Source organism: Nitrosospira multiformis (assembly GCF_900110185.1).
Lineage (GTDB): Bacteria > Pseudomonadota > Gammaproteobacteria > Burkholderiales > Nitrosomonadaceae > Nitrosospira > Nitrosospira multiformis_A.
In genome coordinates, this window is sequence record NZ_FOCT01000002.1 from 146140 (window position 1) to 172079 (window position 25940).

General features: G+C 53.4%; 23 protein-coding genes and 1 tRNA gene. 2 read left to right on the forward strand and 22 right to left on the reverse strand.

Annotated features, from left to right (window positions below; translation table 11 throughout):
• Nucleotides 1-2: 2 nt before the first annotated feature.
• Entirely contained in the window at nt 3-620 is a 618-nt protein-coding gene (locus tag BMY01_RS02950) for a superoxide dismutase (protein ID WP_074744551.1), read from the reverse strand.
• A 554-nt stretch (nt 621-1174) separates the two neighbouring features.
• Between BMY01_RS02950 and BMY01_RS02955 the strand changes: the two genes are divergently transcribed.
• The gene (locus BMY01_RS02955; protein WP_074744161.1) at nt 1175-2437 is read left to right on the forward strand and encodes an OmpP1/FadL family transporter; all 1263 of its coding nucleotides are present in this window, start codon (nt 1175-1177) and stop codon (nt 2435-2437) included.
• 47 nt (nt 2438-2484) lie between these two features.
• Here BMY01_RS02955 and BMY01_RS02960 read toward each other — a convergent pair whose 3' ends face one another.
• The 19 genes from BMY01_RS02960 to rlmE form a co-directional block, all read right to left on the reverse strand.
• Complete coding sequence (locus tag BMY01_RS02960) at nt 2485-2910, reverse strand: group III truncated hemoglobin (RefSeq protein WP_074744163.1); 426 nt, start codon at nt 2908-2910, stop codon at nt 2485-2487.
• Between the two features lie 393 nt (nt 2911-3303).
• Nucleotides 3304-4257: an RNA polymerase sigma factor RpoS gene (gene rpoS / locus BMY01_RS02965; protein ID WP_139176678.1), complete on the reverse strand. Its 954-nt coding sequence runs from the start codon at nt 4255-4257 to the stop codon at nt 3304-3306.
• A 15-nt stretch (nt 4258-4272) separates the two neighbouring features.
• A complete protein-coding gene (locus tag BMY01_RS02970; RefSeq protein ID WP_074744165.1) occupies nt 4273-5358 on the reverse strand; it encodes a peptidoglycan DD-metalloendopeptidase family protein in 1086 nt (361 codons plus the stop codon).
• 39 nt (nt 5359-5397) lie between these two features.
• Nucleotides 5398-6060, reverse strand: a complete 663-nt coding sequence (locus tag BMY01_RS02975) for a protein-L-isoaspartate(D-aspartate) O-methyltransferase (RefSeq protein ID WP_074744167.1) — start codon at nt 6058-6060, stop codon at nt 5398-5400.
• A 25-nt stretch (nt 6061-6085) separates the two neighbouring features.
• Nucleotides 6086-6853, reverse strand: a complete 768-nt coding sequence (surE, locus tag BMY01_RS02980; protein WP_074744169.1) for a 5'/3'-nucleotidase SurE — start codon at nt 6851-6853, stop codon at nt 6086-6088.
• Nucleotides 6854-6946: 93 nt separating this feature from the next.
• Nucleotides 6947-7023: transfer RNA gene (locus tag BMY01_RS02985), tRNA-Pro, on the reverse strand.
• A 127-nt stretch (nt 7024-7150) separates the two neighbouring features.
• Nucleotides 7151-7516, reverse strand: a complete 366-nt coding sequence (locus BMY01_RS02990; protein ID WP_074744171.1) for a MerR family transcriptional regulator — start codon at nt 7514-7516, stop codon at nt 7151-7153.
• Nucleotides 7497-7802: an integration host factor subunit alpha gene (locus BMY01_RS02995; RefSeq protein WP_011379855.1), complete on the reverse strand. Its 306-nt coding sequence runs from the start codon at nt 7800-7802 to the stop codon at nt 7497-7499. Before BMY01_RS02995 ends, BMY01_RS02990 begins: the two co-directional genes overlap by 20 nt.
• A 50-nt stretch (nt 7803-7852) precedes the next feature.
• Nucleotides 7853-10231 (reverse strand): phenylalanine--tRNA ligase subunit beta, encoded by a 2379-nt coding sequence (gene pheT, locus BMY01_RS03000; RefSeq protein ID WP_074744173.1) that lies wholly within the window; start codon nt 10229-10231, stop codon nt 7853-7855.
• A 200-nt stretch (nt 10232-10431) separates the two neighbouring features.
• Entirely contained in the window at nt 10432-11466 is a 1035-nt protein-coding gene (gene pheS / locus BMY01_RS03005; protein ID WP_074744175.1) for a phenylalanine--tRNA ligase subunit alpha, read from the reverse strand.
• Between the two features lie 139 nt (nt 11467-11605).
• Nucleotides 11606-11965: a 50S ribosomal protein L20 gene (gene rplT, locus BMY01_RS03010; RefSeq protein WP_011379852.1), complete on the reverse strand. Its 360-nt coding sequence runs from the start codon at nt 11963-11965 to the stop codon at nt 11606-11608.
• A 12-nt stretch (nt 11966-11977) separates the two neighbouring features.
• A complete protein-coding gene (rpmI, locus tag BMY01_RS03015) occupies nt 11978-12175 on the reverse strand; it encodes a 50S ribosomal protein L35 (protein WP_074744177.1) in 198 nt (65 codons plus the stop codon).
• Between the two features lie 219 nt (nt 12176-12394).
• The gene (infC, locus tag BMY01_RS03020) at nt 12395-13012 is read right to left on the reverse strand and encodes a translation initiation factor IF-3 (protein WP_368086225.1); all 618 of its coding nucleotides are present in this window, start codon (nt 13010-13012) and stop codon (nt 12395-12397) included.
• A gap of 14 nt (nt 13013-13026) precedes the next feature.
• On the reverse strand, nt 13027-14943 hold the full coding sequence (thrS, locus tag BMY01_RS03025) for a threonine--tRNA ligase (protein WP_074744179.1): 1917 nt from the start codon (nt 14941-14943) through the stop codon (nt 13027-13029).
• 243 nt (nt 14944-15186) lie between these two features.
• The gene (locus BMY01_RS03030) at nt 15187-16206 is read right to left on the reverse strand and encodes a PstS family phosphate ABC transporter substrate-binding protein (RefSeq protein WP_139176680.1); all 1020 of its coding nucleotides are present in this window, start codon (nt 16204-16206) and stop codon (nt 15187-15189) included.
• Between the two features lie 195 nt (nt 16207-16401).
• Nucleotides 16402-17793 (reverse strand): phosphoglucosamine mutase, encoded by a 1392-nt coding sequence (gene glmM, locus BMY01_RS03035; protein ID WP_074744181.1) that lies wholly within the window; start codon nt 17791-17793, stop codon nt 16402-16404.
• Nucleotides 17794-17829: 36 nt separating this feature from the next.
• The gene (gene folP, locus BMY01_RS03040; RefSeq protein ID WP_074744183.1) at nt 17830-18657 is read right to left on the reverse strand and encodes a dihydropteroate synthase; all 828 of its coding nucleotides are present in this window, start codon (nt 18655-18657) and stop codon (nt 17830-17832) included.
• A 218-nt stretch (nt 18658-18875) separates the two neighbouring features.
• Entirely contained in the window at nt 18876-20771 is a 1896-nt protein-coding gene (ftsH, locus tag BMY01_RS03045; RefSeq protein ID WP_074744185.1) for an ATP-dependent zinc metalloprotease FtsH, read from the reverse strand.
• Between the two features lie 168 nt (nt 20772-20939).
• A complete protein-coding gene (rlmE, locus tag BMY01_RS03050) occupies nt 20940-21560 on the reverse strand; it encodes a 23S rRNA (uridine(2552)-2'-O)-methyltransferase RlmE (RefSeq protein ID WP_074744187.1) in 621 nt (206 codons plus the stop codon).
• 29 nt (nt 21561-21589) lie between these two features.
• Between rlmE and yhbY the strand changes: the two genes are divergently transcribed.
• A complete protein-coding gene (yhbY, locus tag BMY01_RS03055; RefSeq protein WP_074744189.1) occupies nt 21590-21877 on the forward strand; it encodes a ribosome assembly RNA-binding protein YhbY in 288 nt (95 codons plus the stop codon).
• A gap of 216 nt (nt 21878-22093) precedes the next feature.
• Here yhbY and greA read toward each other — a convergent pair whose 3' ends face one another.
• Together greA and carB are read right to left on the reverse strand one after the other, a co-directional pair.
• Nucleotides 22094-22570 carry a transcription elongation factor GreA gene (gene greA / locus BMY01_RS03060; protein WP_074744191.1) on the reverse strand — a complete coding sequence of 159 codons (477 nt, stop codon included), beginning with the start codon at nt 22568-22570 and terminating at the stop codon, nt 22094-22096.
• Between the two features lie 108 nt (nt 22571-22678).
• On the reverse strand, nt 22679-25906 hold the full coding sequence (gene carB, locus BMY01_RS03065; protein WP_074744193.1) for a carbamoyl-phosphate synthase large subunit: 3228 nt from the start codon (nt 25904-25906) through the stop codon (nt 22679-22681).
• Nucleotides 25907-25940 lie beyond the last annotated feature (34 nt).

Here is a 25940-nt window from a genome sequence, read left to right on the forward strand (position 1 = left end):
GATTATTTATCGTTGTCAGCGGCAAAGCCCCAGTTGATCAGCTTGTCGAGCACGGCATTGACATAATCCGCGCGCCGGTTCTGGTAATCAAGGTAGTAGGCGTGTTCCCAGACATCGATCGTTAAGAGCGGCTTCATTCCTTTTGTGAGCGGCAGATCCGCGTTACCCGTCTTTATCACCTGCAGCCTGTCGCCATCGCTTACCAGCCATGCCCATCCGCTGCCGAACTGGGTTGTGGCTGCCGTCGCCAGTTCCTTTTTGCAAACCTCCACGCTACCGAAAGCGGTCTCGATTTTTTGCTTCAGCGAGGCGGGTGGTTCACCACCGCCCTTGGGCGATAAACTGTTCCAGTAAAAGGTATGGTTCCACACCTGGGCAGCGTTATTGAAAATTCCTGCCTTGTCTGCCTTGCCCGCCGTGGAAGTGATGATCTCCTCCAGAGACATATCCGCTAGATCTGTACCTGCAACCAGCTTGTTGAGATTATCGACATATGTCTTGTGATGCTTCCCGTAGTGGAAGCCAAGCGTATTTGCCGAAATGACGGGGTCCAGTGCGTTATCCGCATAGGGTAAAGGTGGCAGAACATACGGGGCGCTACCGGTATTTTGATTGCTCATTGTTTTCACTCCCATGTGGTGACATAAAAATTTGATCGGTGCCGCGCTTTCCTCTGAAACCTTGACAAGAGATCAGCGCATCCTGATACCAGACATACTGGACATCTCCCGCAAAATAGAGCCGAGGATACGGATAAAAAACGGAGCCAGAGTTTTCAGTTCCATTTCGTAATGCACTTGCAGGGAGAATTATATTTATGAGGGCAAGTATATCCGAAAACAGGAATACCTACCCAGCGCTCCCCGTGCAGCAATCACTTTTGCAAGTCAGGTGTGGAAACAAATTGCTCGAGCGCAGCAATAACCCCACGAATGGCCGTTACTCCCCAAAGCTGTCTCCGCTTTACCCGGAGCGGCGTCGAAGCTCTCGATACTTTCAGTAAGATTATGGAACCTGTCATTACATGTCCCAAGTATCGGGCTGCAGGACGTGCTCCTTTGGCAGGCTCAGGGCAGGATTTTTAACAGGAACCGAAATATCGACTATGCTTGATTACATATGGACGCATCGATCCCGGTAGCAACAGAATTTCTCAAATCAGCAGGCCCGAATCATGCAAACTTCCAGATTACTATTGATGCCTTTGCTGTTGGCAGGAGCCCTGTTCGTTGACAATTGCGCTGTCGCGGCAGGATTCGCTCTGCAAAACCAGAATGGGGCCGGAAACGGCTACGCCTATGCCGGCGCGGCGGCTGTCGCGCAAGACGCATCCACGATTTATTTCAATCCGGCTGGCATGACCTACCTTGCTCCCGGACATCATGTTTCCGGAGCGGGCAACCTGCTCATCCGGTCCTTGAGATTCAAGAATACGGGCAGCAGTCCTTTCCTCAGCTATCCCCTGGGCGATAATGGCGGCCAAGCCGGAGGCCTCTCGCCAATCCCCGCTTTTTACTGGAGCATGTCGCTGGGTTCTGCCTTCCGCCTCGGATTGGGAGTATCCCCCACCTTTGGCAACTCCACGGAATGGAACAAGACCTTTATTGGCCGTTACCAGGGAAGATTCTCTGAAATATTGGCGATTAATTTCAATCCGAGCTTTGCCTGGCAGTTGAGCGAGGATGTCTCGATTGGCGCGGGCTTGAATATCGTGAAGTTTGACGCGGATCTGCGCAGCATGGTGCCCGTAACATCCCTGCTGCCCCTCCCGGTAGACGTTGAAACAAAGATGAAAGGGGATGATGTAGGCTTTGGCTATAACCTTGGCGTCATGTTTCGGTTTTCACCGTCCACGCGCATGGGGTTGACTTACAGATCAACGGTGGATTTGAAAGTTGACGGCCGACTGAGCGCGCCTGGCACTGTCATTCCCGCTTCGGTCGCTCTCGAGCTTCCAAACACTGCGTCGCTGGCAATCTTTCACATGATGAGCGATCGATTGCGATTGCTTGCAGACCTGACCTGGACAGGCTGGGGCCACATCCCGGCAATTGTCGCCACAAGTCGTGCTTCCGGCGCCATTCTCGCAAATGAACGGCTGGGATTCGAAGACAGTTTCCGCGTGGGTCTTGGTACGCAATATCAATATACGGACCGCCTTCGACTCCACGCCGGGTTCGCCTACGACCAATCCCCCGTGCGTAACGCCAGGGATCGATCCGTACGTCTGCCGGACTCCGATCGTTTCTGGTTAGCGGTGGGTCTCAACCAGAAACTTGGCGAACGAACGTCGATCGACGTAGGGTATTCACATGTGTTCTTCAAAGGAGCGGAGATCGAGCGCTCCACCTTCCCGAACCCATCGCTTCAGGTAGTGCGCGGCTCATTCAACACAGACGCACACATCATTTCCCTTCAACTCAATCACCACTTCTGATTTCGTCAGGACGACCGACCATCCGTTAGCGGCTCCCAGAGTGAGGACTACGCACCGCAGAGTTCCACCAGCTGCCTGTTGGGGTAGCGCTCCATTTGATATCTTAGCCAAAGCCTGCTGCCGATATGCCGCGCCAGCATATCCGCGTTGAACTGTAAATTGGCGTTTTCCATCCCACTCGTGGTCTGATGAAAAAGTTGAAGCCATCGTTCGAATAATTCAGGCGTCAGTCCGGGCAGGGCTACATGCTTGGGCATGGGCGCGCCGCGAAACCTGCTTGTTCCCCGCAGCTTCATCGACCAGAAATTGATCATCTGTACGAAATGCGCGTCCCAGTCAGTAACATGAGCCTCGAAGATCGGACCGAGCAGTGGATCCTTTCTGGCCGTTGCATAAAACGTATGAACTAGATAGGAAATCTCTTCTTCTGTACACAGGGCTGGATCGGGAGCAAAGAATTGTGGTTCAGACATGGCGGTGATTGTGATATCTTGGAAAGTGAGAATTTCATCGCAAAAGGCGATACCGGGACTTAGCTCTGATTCATATTCGAAAGCGGGATTACACTTAGCCTTACTTACTCGGAAATGGTTTGGCGAGTAGACCAAACCTCAAGTATATCCCGTACTTTAGACAAGTATGAATGTCATAAGTTCAGTAGTCAAAGTTTAAACCAAAGAGTTTAAATCAATCCAAACCGAACGGATCGGTGAAATGATTTGTAAAATGAAAGTTTGTCGCCAAAGCGATCAAACCCGTGTTGATTGCCTAGGGTTGAAGACTCCAGGAGGTTGAAAACTTAAGGAGCCGCTGAATAAATCCCCAGTGGCGCAACGCGCGCTAAGGAAGATCTGATCAGCGGTTCCTCAAAATACCCCGTCCTTCGATACGCCTTCGCACCTCAGTATCATGCGCAAGGTTTGCAGCGCTTCCAGTTGAATCTGGCGCACGCGTTCGCGTGTAAGATCGAGACTTGCAGCCAGCTGCTCCAGGGTCTGGGTTTCATAACCGTTGAGCCCGTAGCGCTGCTCGATTATATAGCGCTGTTTATCATTTAACCGGTTTAACCAATCCTGTACACGACCTTTTATCTCGGACTGCTCCCACATAAGATCGGGACCGGGACTCTGGTCATCTGCAATTGCATCACCGATTGACAGCAAGGGATCAACATCGAGCGGCGCGTCCAGTGACATCATGCTCTGGTTCAAAGACAGCATTCTTTGCACTTCCTTGACCGTCCGCCCCAGCAGATGAGCGACATCCTCCGCTTTGGGTTCTTTTCCCGTATGTGCTTCAAGGTGGCGGGCAGCCTGCAATATGATGTTCAAATCCTTGATGACATGGACTGGAAGACGAATAGTCCGCGACTGATTCATGATGCAACGCTCGATATTCTGTCGTATCCACCAGGTCGCATAGGTCGAAAAACGGAATCCTCGTTCCGGATCGAATTTATCAAGAGCGTGCATCATCCCCATGTTACCTTCTTCTATCAGATCGAGCAGGGCGACGCCATGATTAGTGTAATGTTTTGCTATATTGACCACCAGTCGCAAATTACACTCAATCATTTTTTGCCGTGCGGCAAAATCGTTCTGTCTGACTCGACGAGTCAATTCCCCTTCTTCCTTCGCGGTCAGCAGGGCGTTATGGCCAATCTCGTTGAAATAGATTTGAGTAACATCGGTCAATAGAAAGTCGTTGGATGTGTCCGCTATTGCGCTGGAGGGCGTGTCGCCAGCCTCATCATCCTGCTCCAGTGAATCCTCCTTCTCGAAGAGTTCTTCTTCGTCAGTGTATTCTTGCTGATTCATCATGAGCTCATCCTCAATTCATCCGGAAATACCCGGTAAATATTTCAGAGGATCGACCGGCTTGCCATTCTTCCGAATTTCGAAATGGAGCTTGACAAGACCAGCGTCCGTGCTTCCCATCTCAGCAATTTTCTGTCCTTTGATCACCGTCTCCCCTTCTTTCACAAGGAGCTTGCTGTTATGTGCATAAGCGCTGAGATAGGTATCGCTATGCTTGATAATGATCAATTTGCCGTACCCGCGTAGGCCCTCGCCGCTATAAACAACTTTCCCTCCTGCGGACGCGGCCACCGTTTGTCCTTTCATCCCGACGATATCGATGCCTTTGGTGCTTTCCGAGAAGAGGTCGGATACCCTGCCTTTGGCGGGCCATACCCATTCGCCCTGGGCATTATTTCTGACGGCTTCTGGCGGCGGTGGGATGGAAATCGTGCTGATTTCGGCGGGCGCTGTTTTTTCGATAGCCGGCGCGATTTTTACCACCGTTACCGGCAGAGCCGCATCCGCCCGGCTTTTCACCTGCGCAAGGGCCTGTTCCGAGTAAGGCAGCTTGAACGCCTTTGGTTCTGTTTTCAGCTTCCCCACCGAAACCGGTTGTCTTGCTTCCAGCATCGGCATACTGTCTTGTCTGGTTTGTGCCGGCGACGCTGGCGCTACTACGGACGAAGATGGGGCGGACTCCTGAATAGCGAACAGGGTTGGTTGTGCCGCTACCGGCCCCTCGGGGCGGGATAAAAAGATTTCCTGGCCAATCCGGATTGCGCCTGGATCAGGGATGTTGTTCCACGCCGCCAGATCCCTGGGATTAATATTGTTGCTCGTCGCAATGCTGTAGAGCGTGTCGCCTCTGCGAACGATATGCACGCCAGCTCGCTGAGGTTGAGGGGATGTTGAAACGCCATTTTTTTGCCGGTCCGGCACCGCCTTGTTACTCATGGGCCCCTGACGAGGCGTGGATGAACAACCGGCAATCAGCAAGCATAATGCGAGGGACAGACAGTATGGGACAACATGCCGCTGCGCGAAAAATGTGCGAGGAAGATCTTCTCCAAGACCGGAAAGATTACTGTTCAGACTCATATCCCTGATTCGTGTAGCGCTCATCGTTGTCTCGTTTCCCTTGCTCGATATCGTTGCGGTTTCCTAACGCTGCCAGATTCCCGGTATCATTGGGACAAACTTGACTTCGTTCAGTATTGTCTCAGTATAACCTTGCAAGTTGCGTTCGATAACGCACAAAACTTGCTCAGTGGTTCCCCTGGGAAATACCATTCTGCCATGAATGGCTAATTGTTCAAGTAGTGCCGGAGGTATGTGCGGCGTTGCAGCCGTGAGAATGATTCCGTCAAACGGCGCTGCCTCGGAAAGGCCCAGCAGACCGTCAGCATGCTTCAGGCGCACATTGTTGATGCGTAACTCTCTTAGCCGCCCGCGAGTGCGCGTCAGCAGAGGCCCGATTCGCTCGACCGAATAGACTTCCCGCGAGAACTGCGCCAGTATCGCAGTCTGATAGCCGGAGCCCGTGCCAATCTCAAGCACCCTGCTAGGATTGGAACCTGCGCGCAGCAACTGGCTCATTCTCGCTACGGTGAACGGGCTCGAAATCGTCTGCTCGAAATTGATCGGCAACGCGACGTCGTCGTAAGCACGGTTTGCCAGTACTTCCTCCACAAAGATGTGGCGAGGAATGGTAATCATGGCCGCGAGCACTGCTTCATCCATGACACCCTGCATGCGCAGCCGCTCAACCATGCGCGCACGCGTTCGCTGTGAAGTCATGCCGATTCCGGAATGGTGAACGTTCAATCCCGATCTGCCTTGAACACGGCCTTCAGCTCCGCGTGCTGACAAGAGCGTGACTATTCAGCCATTCCTTTACCGCGTCCAGCTGCCCATACCGGGTAAGGTCGATTTGCAAGGGGGTCACCGATACACGGTTGCGCTGAATCGCGAGAAAGTCCGTTCCCTCTCCGGCATCCTGCGCGGGCCCTGCCGCACCCACCCAATATACTGTCTCACCTCGTGGGGTTTTATACTTTACAACGGGTTCCGCCTTATGCCGGCGCCCCAGCCGCGTAACCTCCAGGCCCTGCAACTCATCGTACGGGATATCAGGTACATTGATGTTCAGTAGCACGGGGCCATGAAGTTTATCTGTTTCAAAGCGACGCACTATTTCAGCCGCAACACGGGCGGCAGTAGGGAAATTTCCGGCCGAAAAACCAGCGAGTGAAATAGCAAGAGAAGGTACACCAAGTAAAAAGCCTTCAGTCGCCGCTGCTACCGTCCCGGAATAAATGGTGTCATCCCCCATGTTGGCGCCATCGTTGATTCCAGATACGACCATGTCAGGCAAGGTGTCGAGCATGCCTGTAACCGCCAGATGCACGCAATCTGTTGGCGTGCCATTGACGTAATAGAACCCGTTGTGGGATTTACGAAGACTGAGAGGCCGGTCCAGCGTAAGCGAATTGCTGGCGCCGCTTCGGTCGCGCTCTGGGGCGACGACTACGACGTCCGCAATGACGGAAAGCGCTTCCGCAAGACAAGCGAGACCTGGCGCAAAATACCCATCGTCATTACTGAGCAGTATGCGCATTTGAACATGCCCCAGGTGATCGTTTCAGCTTAAAGGGGAGATAGATGCGCTCAACCTCCACTGCGCATGACAGTACTTGTTGATAAGCTTGACTGGTCGGGGCGAGAGGATTTGAACCTCCGACCACTTGCACCCCATGCAAGTACGCTACCAGGCTGCGCTACGCCCCGACGTGGCGAATTATAACAATAAACCCGAAAGGTTAGAAACCTGCGAAATTCCCAATGGACGGCAACCGGATGTCAGCCAGTGCTTTACCAACCTCTTGCAGTCCATGAAATTGAAAAAAGAGAGCACTCAGGAGCGAAGCAACGCCAGTACATCCTGGATCTCACTACGTAGCGATGCCAGATCGATAGATGAGGAAAGTGACGCAACCGGCATGGGATTGACGAAACCCTGTCCCAGGCGTGCGCGTGCGCCATGGATGGTAAAGCCCTGCTCATAGAGCAACTCCCGAATGCGGCGAATCAGCAGCACTTCATGGTGTTGATAGTAGCGCCGATTGCCCCGGCGCTTGACTGGTTTCAGTTGCGTAAACTCCTGTTCCCAGTAACGCAATACATGCGGCTTCACACCGCATAGTTCGCTTACTTCTCCAATCGTGAAATAGCGTTTGGCGGGAATAGGGGTAAGCGCAGTATCAGGCGTTATCTTTGCCATGCTGATTCTTTTCAACCATCGCCTTCAGTTTCTGACTTGCGTGGAAAGTAACTACCCTGCGGGCGGTGATAGGAATTTCTTCGCCTGTTTTGGGATTTCGGCCGGGACGCTGGGGCTTGTCGCGTAACTGGAAATTACCGAACCCCGATAGCTTGACGCCATCGCCATTTTGCAGCGCAATGCGAACCTCTTCGTAAAAAGACTCCACCATGTCCTTGGCTTCGCGTTTGTTGAAACCGACTTTTTCAAAGAGCAAATCCGCCAGCTCGGCCTTTGTTAAGGTCATAGTCTCCCTCTCACTTTTATTACTCTCAAACATCGTGCTCTATCTTCCGGTCAACTGCGCAGTCTTGCTCCAAACCTGTTTTCAAGAACACTTATCAGCTTTGCGACTACCTGATCAGCTTGTGCGTCAGTTAAAGTTTTTTCAGTATCTTGTAATAACATACGGAATGCAAGACTTTTTTTGTCGCTTTCCACCCCTTTCCCCTGGTATACATCAAAGAGCGCAATTTCAGAAATGATGGATAATTTCTCGCTCCGCATGCTGTCCAGAATCTCCTGCACGCTGACATCCTTCGGCACGAGCACAGCGATATCGCGCCGGATCGGGGGATATTTGGAAATTTCTGAAGCCTTTGGCAGCGTTCGCGCCAGCAGGACATCCATGTTCAATTCGAACAGGACGACGGATCGAGCCAGCCCCAGCTTCTGTTGCCAGCGTGGGTGAAGCTCCCCCAGAAAACCGCCAATACGACCATCTATGGAAATCTCCGCAGACTTGCCCGGATGCAGGGCTGGATGACGAACGGCAGTGGCTCTAAGCTCCCCTGGCCACAACAACGCCTCAATATCGGCTTTTGCATCATAGAAATCCACGGAGCGGGCAGGCAAACCCCACTGTTCCTCCACGAGATCCCCATAGCAGAGTCCTGCCAGCTTTTCCTGTTGCGAGTAGGTCTGTCCATCTTTCTGGAAACAACCGCCAATTTCAAACAGGCGAATCCTGGATTGTTTACGGTTAAGATTGAACTGAAGATTAGAGATGAGCCCCCCCAAAAGGCTGCTGCGCATCACCGCCAATTGATTGGACAAAGGGTTTTTCAACGCGATAGGCGTCCTGTTGCCCGCCAACTCTGTTTCCCACGAGGTTTCGACGAAAGCATAATTGATGACTTCCTGGTAATCCCGTCCCACTAGAATTTGTCGCAGGCTTGATCGCGTTCTGCGGGTCTCGGGCGCAGAAAGTATGTCGAGTTTCGCTCGCGGCACGGTCGCAGCTATACGATTGTATCCGTACATACGCGCCAACTCCTCGATCAGATCTTCTTCTATGGCAAGATCGAATCGGTAAGTGGGAGGCGTCACGTAAAATACCGCGTCTGTATTCAAAAAACCGAACTGCAGTCGGTGCAACAGCTCCGCTACGCGGCCTTCATCCAGCTCTACACCCAACACTCGTCCCACTCGCTCCAGACCCAGGCGGATGGGATCACGCGTGGGCAAACTTCCGCGGAGTTCAGTAATTGGCCCGGCCCTGCCCCCGCAGATATTCAGAATCAGGTCAGTTGCGCGCTCCATTGCTGCACGCGTGGCGCCAAAATCCACGCCACGTTCGAAACGATAGGCCGAATCCGAACTGAACCCGAGCGAGAAGGATTTGCCGGCGATAACGTCGGGCCTGAAAAAAGCGCTCTCAAGAAACAAGTCGACGGCCCCTGAGGTGACCCCGCTTTCATTCCCACCCATGATACCCGCCAGCGCCAGCGGCTTGGTCTCATCTGCGATAACCAGCATATCGGGTTGCAGCACAAGGTTCTCGCCATTCAGCAATTCGATACTTTCCCCCTGGCTGGCGAACCTGATGTGAATGGAACCGGCGAGGCCGCCCTGTATCCTTGCAAGATCAAAAGCGTGCAGGGGCTGACCAGTCTCCAGCATGACATAATTGGTCACATCCACCACGGCGTTGATAGCGCGCAACCCGCTGCGTTCCAGTCGCTGCACCATCCATTGTGGGGTAGCGACATCAAGAGAAATGCCGCGTACTACCCGACCACAGTAAAGTGGACAGGCGGCAGCTGCGTCCACATGGATTGCCAGGGTTTCGGCAATCTGTGCTGACACAGGCTTGATTTCGACGGATTGGAGATTTTGGGAAGTGATTGCCGCCACTTCTCTCGCTATGCCGGACAATCCCAGGCAATCCCCGCGGTTTGGCGTGAGTTTGAGAGCGAGAAGGTTGTCCTCGAGGTCGTAATATGTCCGAAAATCTGTTCCTACCGGCGCATCGGGCGAAAGCAGCAACAGGCCGGCCGAAGCATCCTCCAATCCCAGTTCTTTGGCTGAACACAGCATTCCCCTGGATTCGACTCCGCGTATCCTGGTCTGCTTTATGGTCATGCCCGGCAATTGCGCTCCTGGAAGAGCGCATGGCACCTTTATACCGGTGCGAACATTGGTGGCGCCGCAGACAATTTGCAGCGGCTCATCATTTCCCGCGGTATCGGCCTTCACCTCGCAAATCTGAAGATGATCCGCATCGGGGTGTTTCTGCACCGATAACACTTCCGCTACCACCACCTTGTCAAAGGCTGGTGCGACCGGCTCGACGCTCTCGACTTCCAGTCCTGCCATCGTCAGTGCATGGGCAAGATCACGCGTCGACAAGGGAGGGTTTACAAAGGTACGCAGCCAGTTTTCTGAAAATTTCATAAATTTTATCGTTCGGCAGAGAAATGAACGTCGTCCAGGGTCTTGTATCCAGCTTTGGATACTCTTCTCATACACTGACCCTGCGACCAAAAGATCGCTCCGCAGTCACTCTTAAGTGATCTGAATCCCGTCGCACGTCACCATGCATTATTTTTCGTGGGGATTTTTTATATTTTTTCTTTTTATATTCCTGAGGAGTTTCAGTTGAACTGTTTCAGGAACCGCAAATCATTTTCGAAGAACAGTCGCAGGTCGTTTACCCCATATCTCAGCATTCCCAGACGCTCGACGCCTAAACCAAAAGCAAAGCCGACATACTTTTGGCTGTCTATGTTGACATGCTTGAAGACATTGGGATGTACCATTCCACAGCCCAGCACTTCCAGCCACCCGGTGTAACTGCATACGCGACAGCCGGTTTTACACATTACACAACCGATATCCATTTCGGCTGAAGGCTCGGTAAAAGGGAAAAAAGAAGGACGAAAACGCACTGGCAGATCGTCGCGCTCGAAAAAATGCTGCATGAAATCAGACAGGATGCCTTTCAAAGCCGAGAAGTTGGCACTTTCATCGATCCATAAACCTTCCACCTGATGGAACATCGGAGTATGCGTCAGGTCGGAATCGCAACGGTAAACCCTCCCTGGCGCAATCACCTTCAGGGGAGGTGGATTGCTTTCCATGTATCGTATTTGAACGGGTGACGTATGAGTTCGCAACAGGTGCGCGCCTGCGCCGCCGTTTTCGTCATCGACATAGAAAGTATCGTGCATGGCGCGAGCGGGGTGGTTTTCTGGAATATTCAGCGCGGTGAAATTATAAAAATCGGTTTCGATTTCGGGGCCGGAAGCCACCGTGAATCCGACAGAATGAAACAGCGACTGAATTTTCTCGAGCGCGAGCGTGATGGGGTGGAGCCCACCCATTCCTGTTCCGCGTCCCGGCAAAGTGACATCCAGCTTTTCCCCTATTAACTGCTCTTCCAGCTTCTTTTCCTGTATCGCCTCACGACGGCGGCTCAGCGCTGCCTCCAGCGACTCCTTCGCCTGATTGATACGGCTTCCCACTGCGGGACGCTCTTCTGGCGGAATCTTGCCCAATCCCTTGAGCAGCTCGGTCAGTTGCCCATGCCGGCCCAGATATCGCGCCTTGACCTGTTCCAGTTCGGCCATGTCCTCTGTTCGATTGAACAGCTCAATTGCTTCAGTAAGAAGATGATCCAGGTGAGTCATTCAAATAACAGTTTGATCAATTGGACGCTGCATATGAAAAGAGGAGGCCAGGCGTTTTGCCTCAGCCTCCTCCCAGTCTTTTAATCCCGGAAACGCGCGAATGAAGCCCCGAGTTCACGCCGGGCTTGCAAAAACGCTTCTAAATGGCCAAACTGGCTTTGGCCTGCTCCGCTATTTTTGCAAAGGCCGGCTTGTCGAATACAGCCAGATCCGCCAGGACCTTGCGATCCACCTCGATCTCGGCTTTCTTCAGGCCGTTCATGAACACGCTGTACGACAAACCGCACTCTCTGGCAGCGGCGTTGATGCGGGCGATCCAAAGGGCTCGAAACTCGCGTTTCTTCTGACGGCGATCGCGATAGGCATATTGCCCCGCTTTCATCACCGCTTCCTTCGCTACGCGATAGACATTCTTGCGGCGACCCCGATAACCTTTCGCCAGGTCCAGTATTTTCTTGTGGCGGGCGTGAGCTGTTACACCACGTTTCACTCTTGGCATATCAGTCTCCTCCTACGCGTAGGGCATCATGGCGCGCACGGACGCCACATCGCTGAAGTGCACGTTCACGGCACCCCGCAACTGGCGCTTGCTTTTCGTCGTTTTCTTGGTAAGAATATGACGTTTGAATGCCTGCGAGCGCTTCACGGTACCGCCCGCTCTCACCGTAAACCGTTTTGCTGCACCACTCTTTGTTTTCATCTTTGGCATTACTTTGCTCCTGCTTTAACATGATGCAAGGTGGTTCCCGAATGGAACGCTTTAAACCTTGGAATCACTTGTTTTCAATGAAATGAAACTGTGTCAGACCGACAGGAAATTGCCATACCTGCCTCTCCATCCTGGACGCTACATCCCTGCCTCGCATCTCCCGATTTCCATCCAACGGGTACAGGTACCGGGACCTGAAATCGGTGAAAAATGAGTGGGCTAGTGCCGCTCAGGCTGGCTTTCGGTGGCAGTGTTCGGTTTTATTTCCTTTGGGTTGGAGGTTTTTATTTCTTTGGAGTTCTTTATTTCTTTCTTTCGTGGAGATAACACCATCACCATCTGGCGTCCCTCCATTTTGGGAAATTGCTCCACTACCGCATGCGATTCCAGATCGCCTTTTATCCGCTCCAGCAACCGCACTCCAAATTCCTGATGCGCCATCTCCCGACCACGGAAGCGGAGAGTAATTTTGGCTTTATCGCCTTCATCCAGGAAGGTGATCAGATTGCGCAGCTTGATGTTGTAATCACCCTCGTCGGTATTGGGACGAAACTTGACTTCCTTTATCTGAATCTGTTTTTGTTTGAGCTTGGCTTCGTGCTTTTTCTTGCTTTCCTGATACCGAAATTTCCCGTAATCCATTAGGCGGCATACGGGAGGTTTGGCAGTAGGTGCGATTTCAACCAAATCCACCTCCGCTTCTTCCGCCAGATTGTTGGCGGCTGCCAGAGGGACTATACCTATCTGCTCTCCATCTACACCAATCAAGCGCACCTCAGGCGCAGTAATCTCGTAATTGATGCGTGCTGCTTTTTCTTGAACTATAGTAACTCCCAAAATCTGTTAATGAATCAAGCCGCCCCGGCTCGGGTGCGGATCTCTTCCTCAAGACGGTCCACCAACGCCGGCAATGTCATTTGACCAAGATCAGAGCCAGTGCGGGTACGTACAGCCACCCTCTGCGCTGCCACTTCCTTATCACCCACGATGATTTGATAGGGCAGTTTTTGCAGACTATGCTCCCGTATTTTATAAGTTATTTTTTCATTTCTCAAGTCCGCATACGCTCGAATTCCGGCCCGCCTGAGTTCTTCGGTCACTTCTCGGGCATAATCGGCCTGCCCTTCCGAGATATTCAGTACGACTGCATGGTCCGGCGACAACCATAGCGGCAGTGCTCCCGCATGATTTTCGATAAGAATGCCGATAAAACGCTCCAGTGAGCCGAGGATTGCGCGATGAAGCATTACCGGTATCTGCCGGGAGTTATCCTCAGCCACAAACTCTGCCCCGAGACGTTCCGGCATGGAAAAATCCAGTTGCAAGGTGCCGCACTGCCAGATGCGACCGATACTATCTTTGAGCGAAAACTCTATTTTCGGCCCGTAGAACGCACCTTCACCGGGTTGCAGTTCCCAGATGGGGTTTTTGTGATTCAGCGCGGATCGCAGCGCCTCCTCCGCCTTGTCCCACTGCTCTTCGGAACCTACGCGCTTTGCGGGACGGGTGGAAAGTTTCACCAGGATGTCATTAAAGCCAAAATCGTTGTAAACCTTCTGCAACAGATCAATAAACTGGACGGCCTCATCTTGCACTTGGGACTCGGTGCAGAAGATGTGAGCATCGTCCTGAGTGAAAGCTCGCACCCGCATAATCCCATGCAGTGCTCCGGAGGGCTCGTTACGGTGACAGGAACCGAATTCCGCGAGTCGGAGCGGCAGGTCGCGATAACTTTTCAGCCCCTGCTTGAACACCTGCACATGTCCCGGACAATTCATCGGCTTGACGGAAAATTCCCTGTCTTCGGCTTGCGTCACGAACATATTCTCGCGGAAGTTTTCCCAGTGTCCGGAACGCTCCCACAAACCCTTGTCCAGTACGGAGGGCGTGCGGATTTCGAGATAGCCGTTATTGCGGAAGATGTCCCGCATGTACTGTTCGACCTGCTGCCAGACGACCCATCCCTTCGGATGCCAGAACACCATTCCAGGCGCTTCTTCCTGAAGGTGAAACAGACCCAGTTGCTTACCAAGCTTGCGGTGATCGCGTTTTTCCGCTTCTTCAAGACGGCGCAGATATGCATTCTGATCGTCTTTATTGGTCCATGCGGTGCCATAGATCCGCTGTAACATTTCGTTATGCGAATCGCCGCGCCAATAGGCGCCCGCAAGCTTCATCAGCTTGAAAACTTTCAGACGGGATGTAGCGGGGACGTGGGGACCGCGGCATAAATCGGTGAAATTTCCCTGGGAATATAATGAAACATCCTCATCGCCGGGAATGGCTTCGATGATCTGCGCCTTATAGTGTTCGCCCTGGTTCTTGAAAAAATTGATTGCCTCGGATCGATCCCAAACCTGCCGCTCGACTTTCAGGTTGCGCACGCTGATTTCAGCCATGCGTTTCTCGATTGCCGCCAGATCTTCGGGGGTGAATGGTCGCTTGTAGGAAAAATCGTAATAAAAGCCGTCCTCGATTACCGGTCCAATCGTGACCTGCGCTTCCGGAAACAATTCTTTCACCGCATGCGCCAGCAAATGGGCGCTGGAATGACGAATGATCTCGAGCCCTTCCGCATCCTTTTCCGTGATGATGGCTACGTCGCTGTCATTTTCGATACGAGCGGAAAGGTCGACCAGCTTGCCGTTCACTTTGCCTGCAAGCGCAGCACGAGCCAGCCCGGCGCCTATCGAAGCTGCAACTTCACCCACCGTTACAGGATGCTCATACACACGCTTCGAACCATCCGGCAAACGAACCACAGCCACGGCTTCTCCCTTTGATAAGTAAGATTGACTAAAAATCCTGATTTTACAGGATTCAGCGGCACGGAGGGGGGTGGGGCGGCGACGTGCCGGAAAAAGCGGTTTCGTGGTTGGGGCTAGAGAGGATTTTGCGAAGACTTCAAGGCGAACGGAAAAAGGAATGCGCGGACAGTGCATCATCCGCGCACTCGGATCCTTGGTGCAAAACGGGAATCCCGAATCAAGAGTCCCTGGCTGGACCTGCTGTTATAAGCTCGCTTCGCGCTCGAGTAATTCTTCTACCCTGACACCCGTTTCTGTTCGTCCGCCAAATACGGTTCCCACCTTCTTTTTGTTGAGATGTTCAAGGTTGGTGCTATAGGCTTGCGAGGGCAGCGGAAAAAATTTGACTTCTTTCACCAGCGCCGGCGCATTTTTCATATAGAACTCAACCAGTTCCCTGACCTCTGGTTTTTCCGCTGATTTGATATTCACGTAAATGAAAATCGGACGGGATAAAGGCTGATAACTGCCGTCTTCCACTGTTTTTTCAGAGGGGAGCACAGGACCCTTTCCCGAATCGATGGCCACCGCTTTGAGCTTTTTCTGATTTTCAACATAGTAGGCAAAACCGAAAAAACCCAGCGCATTCTTGTCGCTGGCGACCCCTTGTACCAGTACGTTGTCGTCTTCGGAAGCAGTGAAATCCCCTCGACTGGATTTGGTTTTGCCTACGATCGCTTCGGTAAAGTAGTCGAAGGTGCCCGAATCGGCACCCGCTCCATAGAGCTTCAGTTTTTCATCGGGCCATGCCGGATTTGCCTGGTTCCATTTGATGATTTTACCTTGTGCCTCGGGTTCCCAGATCTTCTTCAGCTCGGCGACGGTAAGCGTTTTTGCCCAGTCATTCTTGGGATTGATCACCACCGTTAACGCATCGAATGCTACCGGCATTTCAACGTACTGGATATCGGATTTTTTGCATTCCTCCATTTCCTTCTGCAGAATGGGACGGGAAGCATTCACGATATCCGTTTCGCCGCGGCAGAATTTTTTGAAACCTCCACCAGTACCGGAGATACCGACGGTTACTCTTACCGCCCCTTTCTTCGCATTCTGGAAATCTTCCGCTACCGCCTCGGTAATGGGAAAAACAGTGCTCGAGCCATCTATCTTAACCAGCCCCGCCGCATTCGCACCGGCAATCATACCTATATTGGCGGCACTAAACACTGCGCCCAGCACCGCTGACTTTGTCAGTCCCATCCGATTCAATGATTTCAACATTTCATTCCCCGTTCAATTAAACAGACTATGCTTTTTTTTCAGCTGCCATGCTAGGTCATGATTATTGCGTTTTTGTGACATCCTGTGCCCGGAGCAACCAGAGCAGATAAGGTGGATTCCTCCATGAATTAATTTTCCCAAAAAGAACGGGTAGAAAAAACTTTGACCGGGGGAAGAGGGAAGATGTCCTTTGATTCAGTTCGGCACGGCCCTTTCAACCGATCTCTCGTCTGCCGCCGCATTTCGCACAACCTCCGCTATTTTCTCCGCCCAGTATTTGACTTTCTGCCCGGACTCACCTTCTACCATTACCCTTATCAATGGTTCCGTACCCGAGGCCCGCAGAAGCACCCGGCCCGTGGTATCGAGATCGCGTTCGGCCTCTGACTGAGCGGTTTTGATGGCCAGGCTGTTGTGCGCATCAAATCCCTTGGGCACCCTGACATTGATCAGTTGCTGCGGATAGAGCGTCACGTCCGATGCTAGCTCGGCCAAGGTCTTGCCGGAATCACGTATCGCGTAGAGTACCTGTAGTGCCGAAATGATTCCGTCACCGGTGGTATGTTTGTCGAGGCAGATAATGTGGCCGGAACCTTCGCCGCCCAGCTGCCAATTTTTTTTCTGCAGCAGTTCCAGCACATAGCGATCGCCGACATTCGCGCGCGCAAAAGAAATATCCAGTTTCTTTAACCCGTTTTCAATCGCCAGATTCGTCATGAGCGTACCTGCCACCCCCTCCTTGAGCAGGCCGTTTTGTTTTCGATGTTTCGCGATGAGGTAGATCAACTGGTCGCCGTCGTAAAGCACGGCCTCGCCATCGGTCATGATTACGCGATCGCCATCCCCATCCAATGCTACTCCGATATCTGCCTGATGATGCCGGACTGCTTCCTGCAGGGTGGCGCCATGCGTCGCCCCACACTCGTGATTGATATTGAGACCGTCGGGATGGATTCCAATCGCAACCACTTCGGCGCCCAGTTCATGCAGTACAGGACCGGCGATCTGATACGTGGCGCCGTGGGCGCAATCGACCACGATCCGCAGACCCCGCAGATCGAGGTGATTTGGAAAAGTGCTTTTGCAGAACTCGATATAGCGTCCTCTTGCGTCATTGACGCGCCGCGCTTTTCCGAGCTGCGCCGACGGCATTGCCTTGAGAGGCGCATTCAATCCCGCTTCAATCTCCTGCTCGGTCGCATCGGGTAATTTGGTCCCGAGGGCAGAAAAAAACTTGATGCCGTTATCCTCGAAAGGATTGTGGGAAGCCGAAATGACGATGCCTGCCTGCAAACGCAGGGCGCGGGTGAGATAAGCAACCGCGGGAGTGGGCATTGGGCCTGAAAGCAGGACATCCACCCCGGCTGCGGAAAGCCCTGCCTGTAACGCTGATTCCAACATATAGCCCGATATGCGCGTATCCTTGCCGATCAATACTGCCGGGCGCTCTCCTTTTGAAAGATGCCAATCCGAGGAAGTCAAAACCTTTCCAGCAGAATAACCCAGATGTATCACGAATTCGGGGGTAATAGGCGCTTCTCCTACGCGTCCGCGTATGCCGTCAGTTCCAAAATATTTTCTTGTCATTGGAAGAAATCCATTGGTTATCGAAATGAATTGAATTCAACTGAGGGTTTCCACCGTGAAGTGAGCGGATGATGCATTCTCCCGTGCACAGCCTCGGTCGTAAACGGCATTGTAAACGGCCAGCGCATCCCGGGTTGCCCGGACGTCATGCACACGGAGGATGGCCGCGCCCTTCATCGCCGCTATCAGTGCTGCCGCTATGCTGGCATGAATCCGGTTATTTATGTCACTGCCCGTGATTTTTCCGAGCATCGATTTGCGCGAGAGACCTGCCAGCATCGGTACTCCAAGATCGAGGAACTGATCGAGATGGCGTAATAATTCGATATTATGAACCTGGTTTTTACCAAAACCAAAGCCCGGATCGACTATCAGTCGCTCCCGCGGAATACCTGCGGCTTGCGCAGCCTCCAGACGCCGCTTCAAAAAAGCCTTGACATCCTGCACTACCTCATCATATTGGGGATTGACCTGCATATTGACGGGTTCACCCTGCATATGCATGAGGCAAGCCGTCACACCTCCTTCTGCGACCGCCTCCAACGCACCCGGGATCTGCAGTGCCCTCACATCGTTAATCATCACGGCCCCCGCGGCGATGGCAGCTCGCATGACTTCGGGTTTGGAAGTATCGACCGAAACCTGCACATTCTGGTTTGCCAGTTCTTCCACTACCGGGATAATCCGATGTAATTCCTCTTCGACAGAAACCGGGGTGCTGCCAGGACGCGTTGATTCACCGCCGACGTCCAGCAGATCTGCCCCTTCTTCCATCAAATGGAAAGCATGACTCAGGGCATGTTCAGTCGAAGCGAACAAGCCGCCATCCGAAAAGGAGTCAGGAGTTATATTGACAACGCCCATTACAAGAGGGCGATGAGGGCGCCTGAAAATTTCTACAGGCGGGATAGAAGATGGTGACACCGAGACTCACCCATTGCGGAGTAATTTTCTTTTCTATGAACCGGAAAAAGACGGTATGAAAAAGATGGGACGAAAAAGATGGGACAAAAAGAACGGATGAAAAAGGCGGGTTCGTCCCGCCTTTTTCATTGTTTACTGTTCAACAGTAACTTCCTTGCCTAAGCTTCCTGCGCGGGTGTCGCTGTAGGCGCAGGCGCCGCGGGGGGTGCATTATCCTTGGGCGGCGTTGGAGCAGTCCTGTTTGGCTTGGGAGGCCGGGGCGTACGGCCTTCCATGATGTCGCCGATTTGCTCCGCGTCTATGGTTTCCCATTCCAGCAGCGCTTTGGCCATAACCTCGATCTTATCGCGGTTTTCTTCGATCAGCTTGCGCGCCAGACTATACTGCGTATCGATGATGCGGCGAATTTCTATATCCACCTTCTGCATGGTCGCTTCGCTGACATTCTTGTGGGTTGTGACGGAACGACCCAGAAACACCTCTCCCTCGTTCTCGCCATAAACCATCGGGCCAAGCGAATCAGACATGCCCCATTGGGTGACCATGCGTCTCGCCATCTCTGTCGCACGCTCAAAATCATTGGATGCGCCGGTCGTCATCTGGCCCATGAAGACTTCCTCGGCGATACGGCCGCCGAACAGGACCGCAATATTCTGCAGGATTTCCTCACGGTCCATGCTGAAACGGTCTTCGGTCGGCAGTTGCATGGTCACACCCAGTGCCCGCCCCCGTGGGATAATGGAAACCTTGTGTACCGGGTCGGTCTTGGGTAACAACTGGGCAACCACCGCATGCCCGGATTCATGATAAGCAGTGTTGCGCCGCTCACGTTCCGGCATCAGAACAGATTTGCGCTCTGCACCCATGAAAATCTTGTCCTTGGCCCGCTCAAAATCCTCCATGTCGACGAGCCGCTTGTTGCTGCGCGCAGCAAACAGGGCCGCCTCATTCACCAGATTAGCGAGATCGGCTCCGGACATCCCCGGGGTTCCACGGGCAAGGGTTTCGGCATGTACATCGGGGGCGATCGGTACCTTGCGCATATGCACGTGCAATATCTGCTCACGGCCCCGGATATCGGGGAGCGGCACCGTCACCTGCCGGTCGAAACGACCGGGACGCAACAGCGCAGGGTCGAGCACATCCGGACGGTTGGTAGCTGCGATGACAATCACACCCGCAGTGCCTTCGAAACCATCCATTTCCACCAGCAACTGATTGAGCGTCTGTTCGCGCTCATCATTGCCACCACCGAGACCCGCGCCACGTTGACGCCCCACCGCATCGATCTCGTCGATGAAAATAATGCAGGGAGCATGCTTCTTCGCTTGCTCGAACATATCGCGCACTCTGGCTGCACCTACCCCCACAAACATTTCCACAAAATCAGAGCCCGAGATACTGAAGAAGGGGACCTTGGCTTCACCGGCAATAGCACGCGCCAGGAGCGTCTTACCCGTACCCGGGTTTCCCACCATCAACACGCCGCGCGGGATACGCCCTCCCAGTTTCTGGAACTTGCTGGGATCGCGCAGGAATTCCACCAGTTCGGAAACCTCCTCCTTGGCTTCTTCACAACCTGCAACGTCGGCAAACGTCACCTGGTTGGTGGATTCGTCGAGCATGCGCGCCTTGCTTTTCCCGAACGAAAAGGCACCGCCGCCACGACCCCCGCCCTGCATCTGCCGCATGAAGAAAATCCATACCCCGATCAGCAGAAGCATGGGGAACCAGGAAACGAAGATATTCATCAGGAGAGAAGGTTCCTCCTCCGGCTTGGCATCTATGATGACGCCCGCCTTAAGCAGATCGCTCACCATCCACGGGTCCGAGGGCGTGTACGTCGTAAAACGTCTGCCATCGGTTTTCGTACCCTTCAGCGTGCGACCTTCTATAGTTACTTTGGCGATCCTGCCCTGCTTCACCTCGTCGATGAACTGGGAATATTCCATCGGTGCTTGCCCCGATTGCCGTGTACTGAACTGATTGAACACTGTCATCAGCACAAGAGCAATCACCAGCCAGATGGCCATGTTTTTAATGAGATTGTTCAAAGTAGCTCCTTGGCTTGCGCCGTCAAAATACTCGAATGTTTCATTCTAAACCCATTTCTAGATTTAGAATAGCCGTTATCCCTGCTACCAGCCTCCAGGGTCGCGTGGGGATTTGCAACCTCGCAGCCCCTTATATTTTACTTGCGTTGGCATCCGAACCTGGAATGTCTAATCCCGCTTCCCCAGCCCCAGCAAATAGATTTCGCTGCTCCGACCCCGTGATGCCAAGGGTTTACGTGTTACTACCCGATCGAATGTAGCGCGCATCGCGCGAAAAAACTCGTCAAAACCAGAACCTTGAAATACTTTGACGAGGAAGTTGCCGCCAGAGTTCAACCGCTCGGTACAAAACTCGAGAGCCAACTCCGCCAGATGCATGCCACGCGTTTGATCAATTATCCCTATGCCCGTTATATTAGGTGACATATCGCAAATTACAAGGTCAACGGGCAAATCCTTCAATTGTTCCTTCAATTCGGCCAGGACAGACGCTTCGCGGAAATCTCCCTGAATGAAGGTTACGCCGGATATGGGCGCCATTTCCAGGATATCCACAGCAACCGCTCTACCCTTGCCCATGAGCTTCTCCGCTGCTACCTGCGACCAACCGCCGGGAGCGGCGCCAAGATCTACCACTGTCATGCCCGGCTTGAACAAGTGATCGCGTTCGGCGATCTCCATCAGCTTATAGGCCGCGCGTGAGCGGTAGCCTTCCTTTTTCGCCTGCTTGACAAAAAAATCATTCACATGCTCCTTCATCCAGGCCTTGCTGGTTTTGGTCCGCTTCATCGCGTAAAATGATCGTCGTGAAAGAAGATATGTTAGCACTTACTCCAGATTTCCGACGTGGGCTCAAGGCTCGCGCGCATGCCCTCAAGCCGGTCGTCTGGATAGGCGCAGCGGGTTTATCGGACAACGTGGTGAACGAACTGGATCAGCGACTTAAAAGCCACGAACTGATCAAAATCAAAGTGGCGAGTGACGACTGGGAAATACGAAACGCGTTACTGGAGAAAATTTGCGGACGCCTCAACGCTGCACCTGTGCAGCACATCGGCAAGATGCTGGTGATTTACCGTCCTGAGCCCGAAAAAACAAAGAACTGAAGCAAACCAAACCGGGGGTGAATCCACTGGCAATGAATCAACCGAAGTGCCCATTGGCCTTGGCCGCTCCGATCGTGGGCTAATGTGGATTCCCTATCCGCATCCAGAGGAACGCGCTCCGCCGAGAACACATTCGGACAGGATCTATATATTCAAGTTATTCAAATTCAAGGTAAAAAGTACAGGAGTTCCCGGCTCCCGCGCCTGGGAACCTCCTCAGATGTATCTCACATCGAGAATTTCATACTCCCGCACCCCGCCGGGCGCCATCACTTCAGCCACATCCCCCGGATATTTGCCTATCAGAGCGCGAGAGATAGGGGAACTGATGGAAATCTTTCCCTCCTTGATATCCGCTTCATCATCCCCGACAATCTGATAAGTAACGGTTGTGGCAGACTCGACATCCTCCAGATCGATGGTTGCACCGAATACGCAGGCTCCATCCGCATCCAGCGTCGTCGGATCGATGATCTGTGCATTGGAGAGCTTGCTCTCAAGCTCAGCAATACGTCCTTCGATAAAACCCTGACGTTCCTTGGCCGCCTCGTATTCGGCGTTTTCGGAAAGATCACCATGGGATCGAGCTTCCGCAATGGCCGCAATCACGGCGGGTCGCTGAACCGTTTTCATCTCATGCAATTCGGCGCGCAGTTTTCCCGCGCCTGTCACTGTCAAGGGAATTGTACTCATAGTCTCTTCTGCTACCTGTTTTGGATCGGGTGTGCCTGTTGTTCGATATTGCTATACCGGAGCACGGCCTCCTCGGGCAATTCAAAACTTAAATTCAAAGTTCTCCCTTCAGGAAGCGGCGTTCAGAAAGGCCGCCTCCCGCGATTCGTGGAGTTGCTGCAACCCGTAGGCATGCAATTCCTGCATGTTTGCCATGCCTATGCAGGCAGCCCGCGCCCCGGCTAACGTAGTATAGTATGTTACCCGCGCCTGCAGTACCGCGTGGCGAATCGAGTAGGAGTCATGGACGCTCCGCTTGTCTTCCACTGTATTGATGATCAGGTCCATCTCCCCGTTCTTGATCATGTCTACGATGTGGGGACGTCCTTCCGACATCTTGTTTACCGGCATCACGGACAGCCCTGCCGCACTCAGAACCGCGGCGGTGCCCCGGGTAGCATAAAGCGTAAACCCTAGCTGAGCAAGATTGCGGGCGATTTCAACCACGCGCGGTTTGTCCGCCTGGCGTACGCTTATGAAGACCTTCCCACTCCGCGGAAGTTTCACTCCCGCCGCCAACTGGGACTTGACGAAGGCTTCGGCAAATGTCTGCCCCACTCCCATCACTTCACCGGTAGATTTCATTTCGGGTCCGAGTATGGTGTCCACGCCGGGAAACTTGATAAAAGGGAAGACCGCCTCCTTGACCGAATAGTAGTCCGGAATTACCTCACGAACCCTGTCCTGGTGAACCAGGCTCAACCCTGTCATGCAACGAGCGGATATTTTTGCCAGGGGGATGCCGGTAGCCTTGGAGACGAAAGGCACCGTGCGGGACGCTCTCGGATTGACTTCCAGTACGTAGACGATATCGTTCTGGATGGCGAATTGCACGTTCATCAGCCCCACCACGTTGAGCGCGCGCGCCATTGCCGCAGTCTGACGGCGCAACTCGTCCTGCAACCGGGCGGATAAGCTGTAGGGAGGCAACGAACAGGCGGAGTCGCCTGAATGCACGCCCGCCTGTTCGATGTGCTCCATGATGCCCCCGATTAGGACGTTCTCTCCGTCCGAAACCGCATCCACGTCCACTTCCACCGCATCGTTCAGAAAATGATCCAGCAGCACCGGGGAATCGTGCGAGACCTTTACCGCCTCTTTCATGTAACGCTCCAGGTGCGTCTGCTCATGGACGATTTCCATGGCCCGCCCGCCCAATACATAGCTCGGGCGTACCACCAGCGGATAACCGATCTCTTCCGCCGCCGCGAATGCCTCCTCCGCCGTGCGCGCAGTACGGTTGGGCGGCTGTTTCAGCCCAAGCTGGTGCAGCATTTTCTGAAAACGTTCCCTATCCTCGGCGCAATCGATCATATCCGGACTGGTACCGATGATGGGCACGCCATTTGCCTCGAGATCGCGCGCAAGTTTCAGCGGAGTCTGGCCCCCGAATTGCACGATGACACCCGAAGGCTTCTCGACGGCTACTATTTCGAGCACATCCTCCAGCGTCAAAGGTTCGAAATAAAGACGGTCGGACGTATCGTAATCGGTCGAAACCGTTTCAGGGTTGCAGTTGACCATGATGGTCTCGAAACCATCCTCGCGCAAAGCCAGGGCGGCGTGGACACAGCAGTAGTCGAACTCGATACCCTGACCGATGCGGTTGGGTCCCCCGCCCAGCACCATGATTTTCTTATTATCGCTTGGCAGCGCCTCGCATTCTTCTTCGTAAGTGGAATACATGTAGGCCGTATAGGTCGCGAATTCGGCCGCGCAGGTATCGACTCGCTTGTACACCGGGCGCAGATTGAGTTGATGGCGTCGTGAGCGGACCGCCTCGGGTGTCACGTTCATCAGCCGGGCAAGTCGCCGGTCGGAAAAGCCGCTGCGTTTCAGCTTGCGGAACGTGGAAAAATCAAGCTCCTCCAGCGCCGTTCCCGCAATCGATCGTTCCTGCCGTATCAAATCTTCTATCTGCGTCAGAAACCAGGGATCGATGTGGGTGTGCGCATGTATCTCATCAAATGCCATGCCGCAGCGAAAGGCATCCGCAACATACCAGATTCGTTCGGGACCAGGATCTGCCAGTTCGGCCGCTACAGTTTCAATATCGGTCGTTTTTTCGTCCAGTCCATCAACCCCGATTTCCAGCCCGCGCAACGCTTTCTGCAGAGATTCCTGAAATGTCCGTCCGATGGCCATGACTTCCCCTACCGATTTCATCTGGGTGGTGAGCCGATCGTTAGCCTGGGGAAATTTCTCGAAGGCAAAGCGCGGTATCTTGGTGACGACGTAATCTATGGACGGCTCGAAAGATGCCGGCATTGCGCCGCCCGAAATATCGTTCCTGAGTTCGTCCAAGGTGTAACCCACGGCAAGCTTGGCTGCCACCTTGGCAATGGGAAACCCCGTGGCTTTTGAAGCCAGTGCAGATGAGCGTGAAACCCGAGGATTCATTTCAATCACGAGCATGCGCCCGTCCTCCGGATTGATGGCAAACTGCACGTTGGAACCGCCGGTTTCAACTCCGATTTCGCGCAGGACCGCTATGGAGGCATCGCGCATGATCTGATATTCCTTGTCGGTCAGCGTTTGCGCGGGTGCAACCGTGATGGAGTCGCCTGTGTGAACACCCATGGGATCGACGTTTTCGATGGCGCAGACAATAATGCAATTGTCTTTCCTGTCGCGTATGACCTCCATCTCGAACTCTTTCCAGCCGATAACCGATTCCTCGATCAGCAGTTCTCTCGTCGGGGAGGCTTCCAGCCCGCGCTCGCAGATTTCGAGAAACTCCTCGCGGTTATAAGCGATACCGCCGCCACTCCCCCCCAGTGTGAATGACGGACGGATAATGGCGGGGTAACCCACCATTGCCTGGACCTGCAATGCTTCCTCCAGGCTGTGGGCAATGGCGGAGCGCGCAGAACCCAGGCCGATACGCGTCATGGCCTGCTTGAATTTTTCGCGATCCTCGGCCTTGTCGATTGCTTCGCGCGAGGCACCGATCAATTCGACTCCGTATTTGTCCAGCACACCGTTCTTTGCCAGGTCCAGCGCGCAGTTCAATGCTGTCTGTCCACCCATGGTGGGCAGTAATGCATCCGGGCGTTCAATGGCAATGATCTTTTCAACCATCGGCCAGATGATAGGCTCGATGTAGGTCACATCGGCCGTTTCCGGATCCGTCATGATCGTGGCTGGGTTGGAATTCACCAGAATGGTCCGATAACCCTCTTCCCTCAGCGCTTTGCACGCCTGGGCACCGGAATAATCAAACTCGCACGCCTGCCCGATAATGATGGGACCCGCGCCGATGATAAGGATAGACTTGATGTCGTTACGTTTAGGCATAAGTGGGAGGGACGATAACGGGAAAGGACGGACG

Excerpts from the sequence above, each read along its gene's own strand:
- BMY01_RS02950 (WP_074744551.1), bottom strand. The coding sequence starts at position 620 with ATGAGCAATCAAAATACCGGTAGCGCCCCGTATGTTCTGCCACCTTTA.
- BMY01_RS02955 (WP_074744161.1), top strand. The coding sequence starts at position 1,175 with ATGCAAACTTCCAGATTACTATTGATGCCTTTGCTGTTGGCAGGAGCC.
- BMY01_RS02960 (WP_074744163.1), bottom strand. The coding sequence starts at position 2,910 with ATGTCTGAACCACAATTCTTTGCTCCCGATCCAGCCCTGTGTACAGAA.
- rpoS (WP_139176678.1), bottom strand. The coding sequence starts at position 4,257 with ATGATGAATCAGCAAGAATACACTGACGAAGAAGAACTCTTCGAGAAG.
- BMY01_RS02970 (WP_074744165.1), bottom strand. The coding sequence starts at position 5,358 with ATGAGCGCTACACGAATCAGGGATATGAGTCTGAACAGTAATCTTTCC.
- surE (WP_074744169.1), bottom strand. The coding sequence starts at position 6,853 with ATGCGCATACTGCTCAGTAATGACGATGGGTATTTTGCGCCAGGTCTC.
- BMY01_RS02990 (WP_074744171.1), bottom strand. The coding sequence starts at position 7,516 with ATGGCAAAGATAACGCCTGATACTGCGCTTACCCCTATTCCCGCCAAA.
- BMY01_RS02995 (WP_011379855.1), bottom strand. The coding sequence starts at position 7,802 with ATGACCTTAACAAAGGCCGAGCTGGCGGATTTGCTCTTTGAAAAAGTC.
- pheT (WP_074744173.1), bottom strand. The coding sequence starts at position 10,231 with ATGAAATTTTCAGAAAACTGGCTGCGTACCTTTGTAAACCCTCCCTTG.
- pheS (WP_074744175.1), bottom strand. The coding sequence starts at position 11,466 with ATGACTCACCTGGATCATCTTCTTACTGAAGCAATTGAGCTGTTCAAT.
- rplT (WP_011379852.1), bottom strand. The coding sequence starts at position 11,965 with ATGCCAAGAGTGAAACGTGGTGTAACAGCTCACGCCCGCCACAAGAAA.
- rpmI (WP_074744177.1), bottom strand. The coding sequence starts at position 12,175 with ATGCCAAAGATGAAAACAAAGAGTGGTGCAGCAAAACGGTTTACGGTG.
- BMY01_RS03030 (WP_139176680.1), bottom strand. The coding sequence starts at position 16,206 with ATGTTGAAATCATTGAATCGGATGGGACTGACAAAGTCAGCGGTGCTG.
- glmM (WP_074744181.1), bottom strand. The coding sequence starts at position 17,793 with ATGACAAGAAAATATTTTGGAACTGACGGCATACGCGGACGCGTAGGA.
- folP (WP_074744183.1), bottom strand. The coding sequence starts at position 18,657 with ATGGGCGTTGTCAATATAACTCCTGACTCCTTTTCGGATGGCGGCTTG.
- rlmE (WP_074744187.1), bottom strand. The coding sequence starts at position 21,560 with ATGAAGCGGACCAAAACCAGCAAGGCCTGGATGAAGGAGCATGTGAAT.
- yhbY (WP_074744189.1), top strand. The coding sequence starts at position 21,590 with ATGTTAGCACTTACTCCAGATTTCCGACGTGGGCTCAAGGCTCGCGCG.
- greA (WP_074744191.1), bottom strand. The coding sequence starts at position 22,570 with ATGAGTACAATTCCCTTGACAGTGACAGGCGCGGGAAAACTGCGCGCC.
- carB (WP_074744193.1), bottom strand. The coding sequence starts at position 25,906 with ATGCCTAAACGTAACGACATCAAGTCTATCCTTATCATCGGCGCGGGT.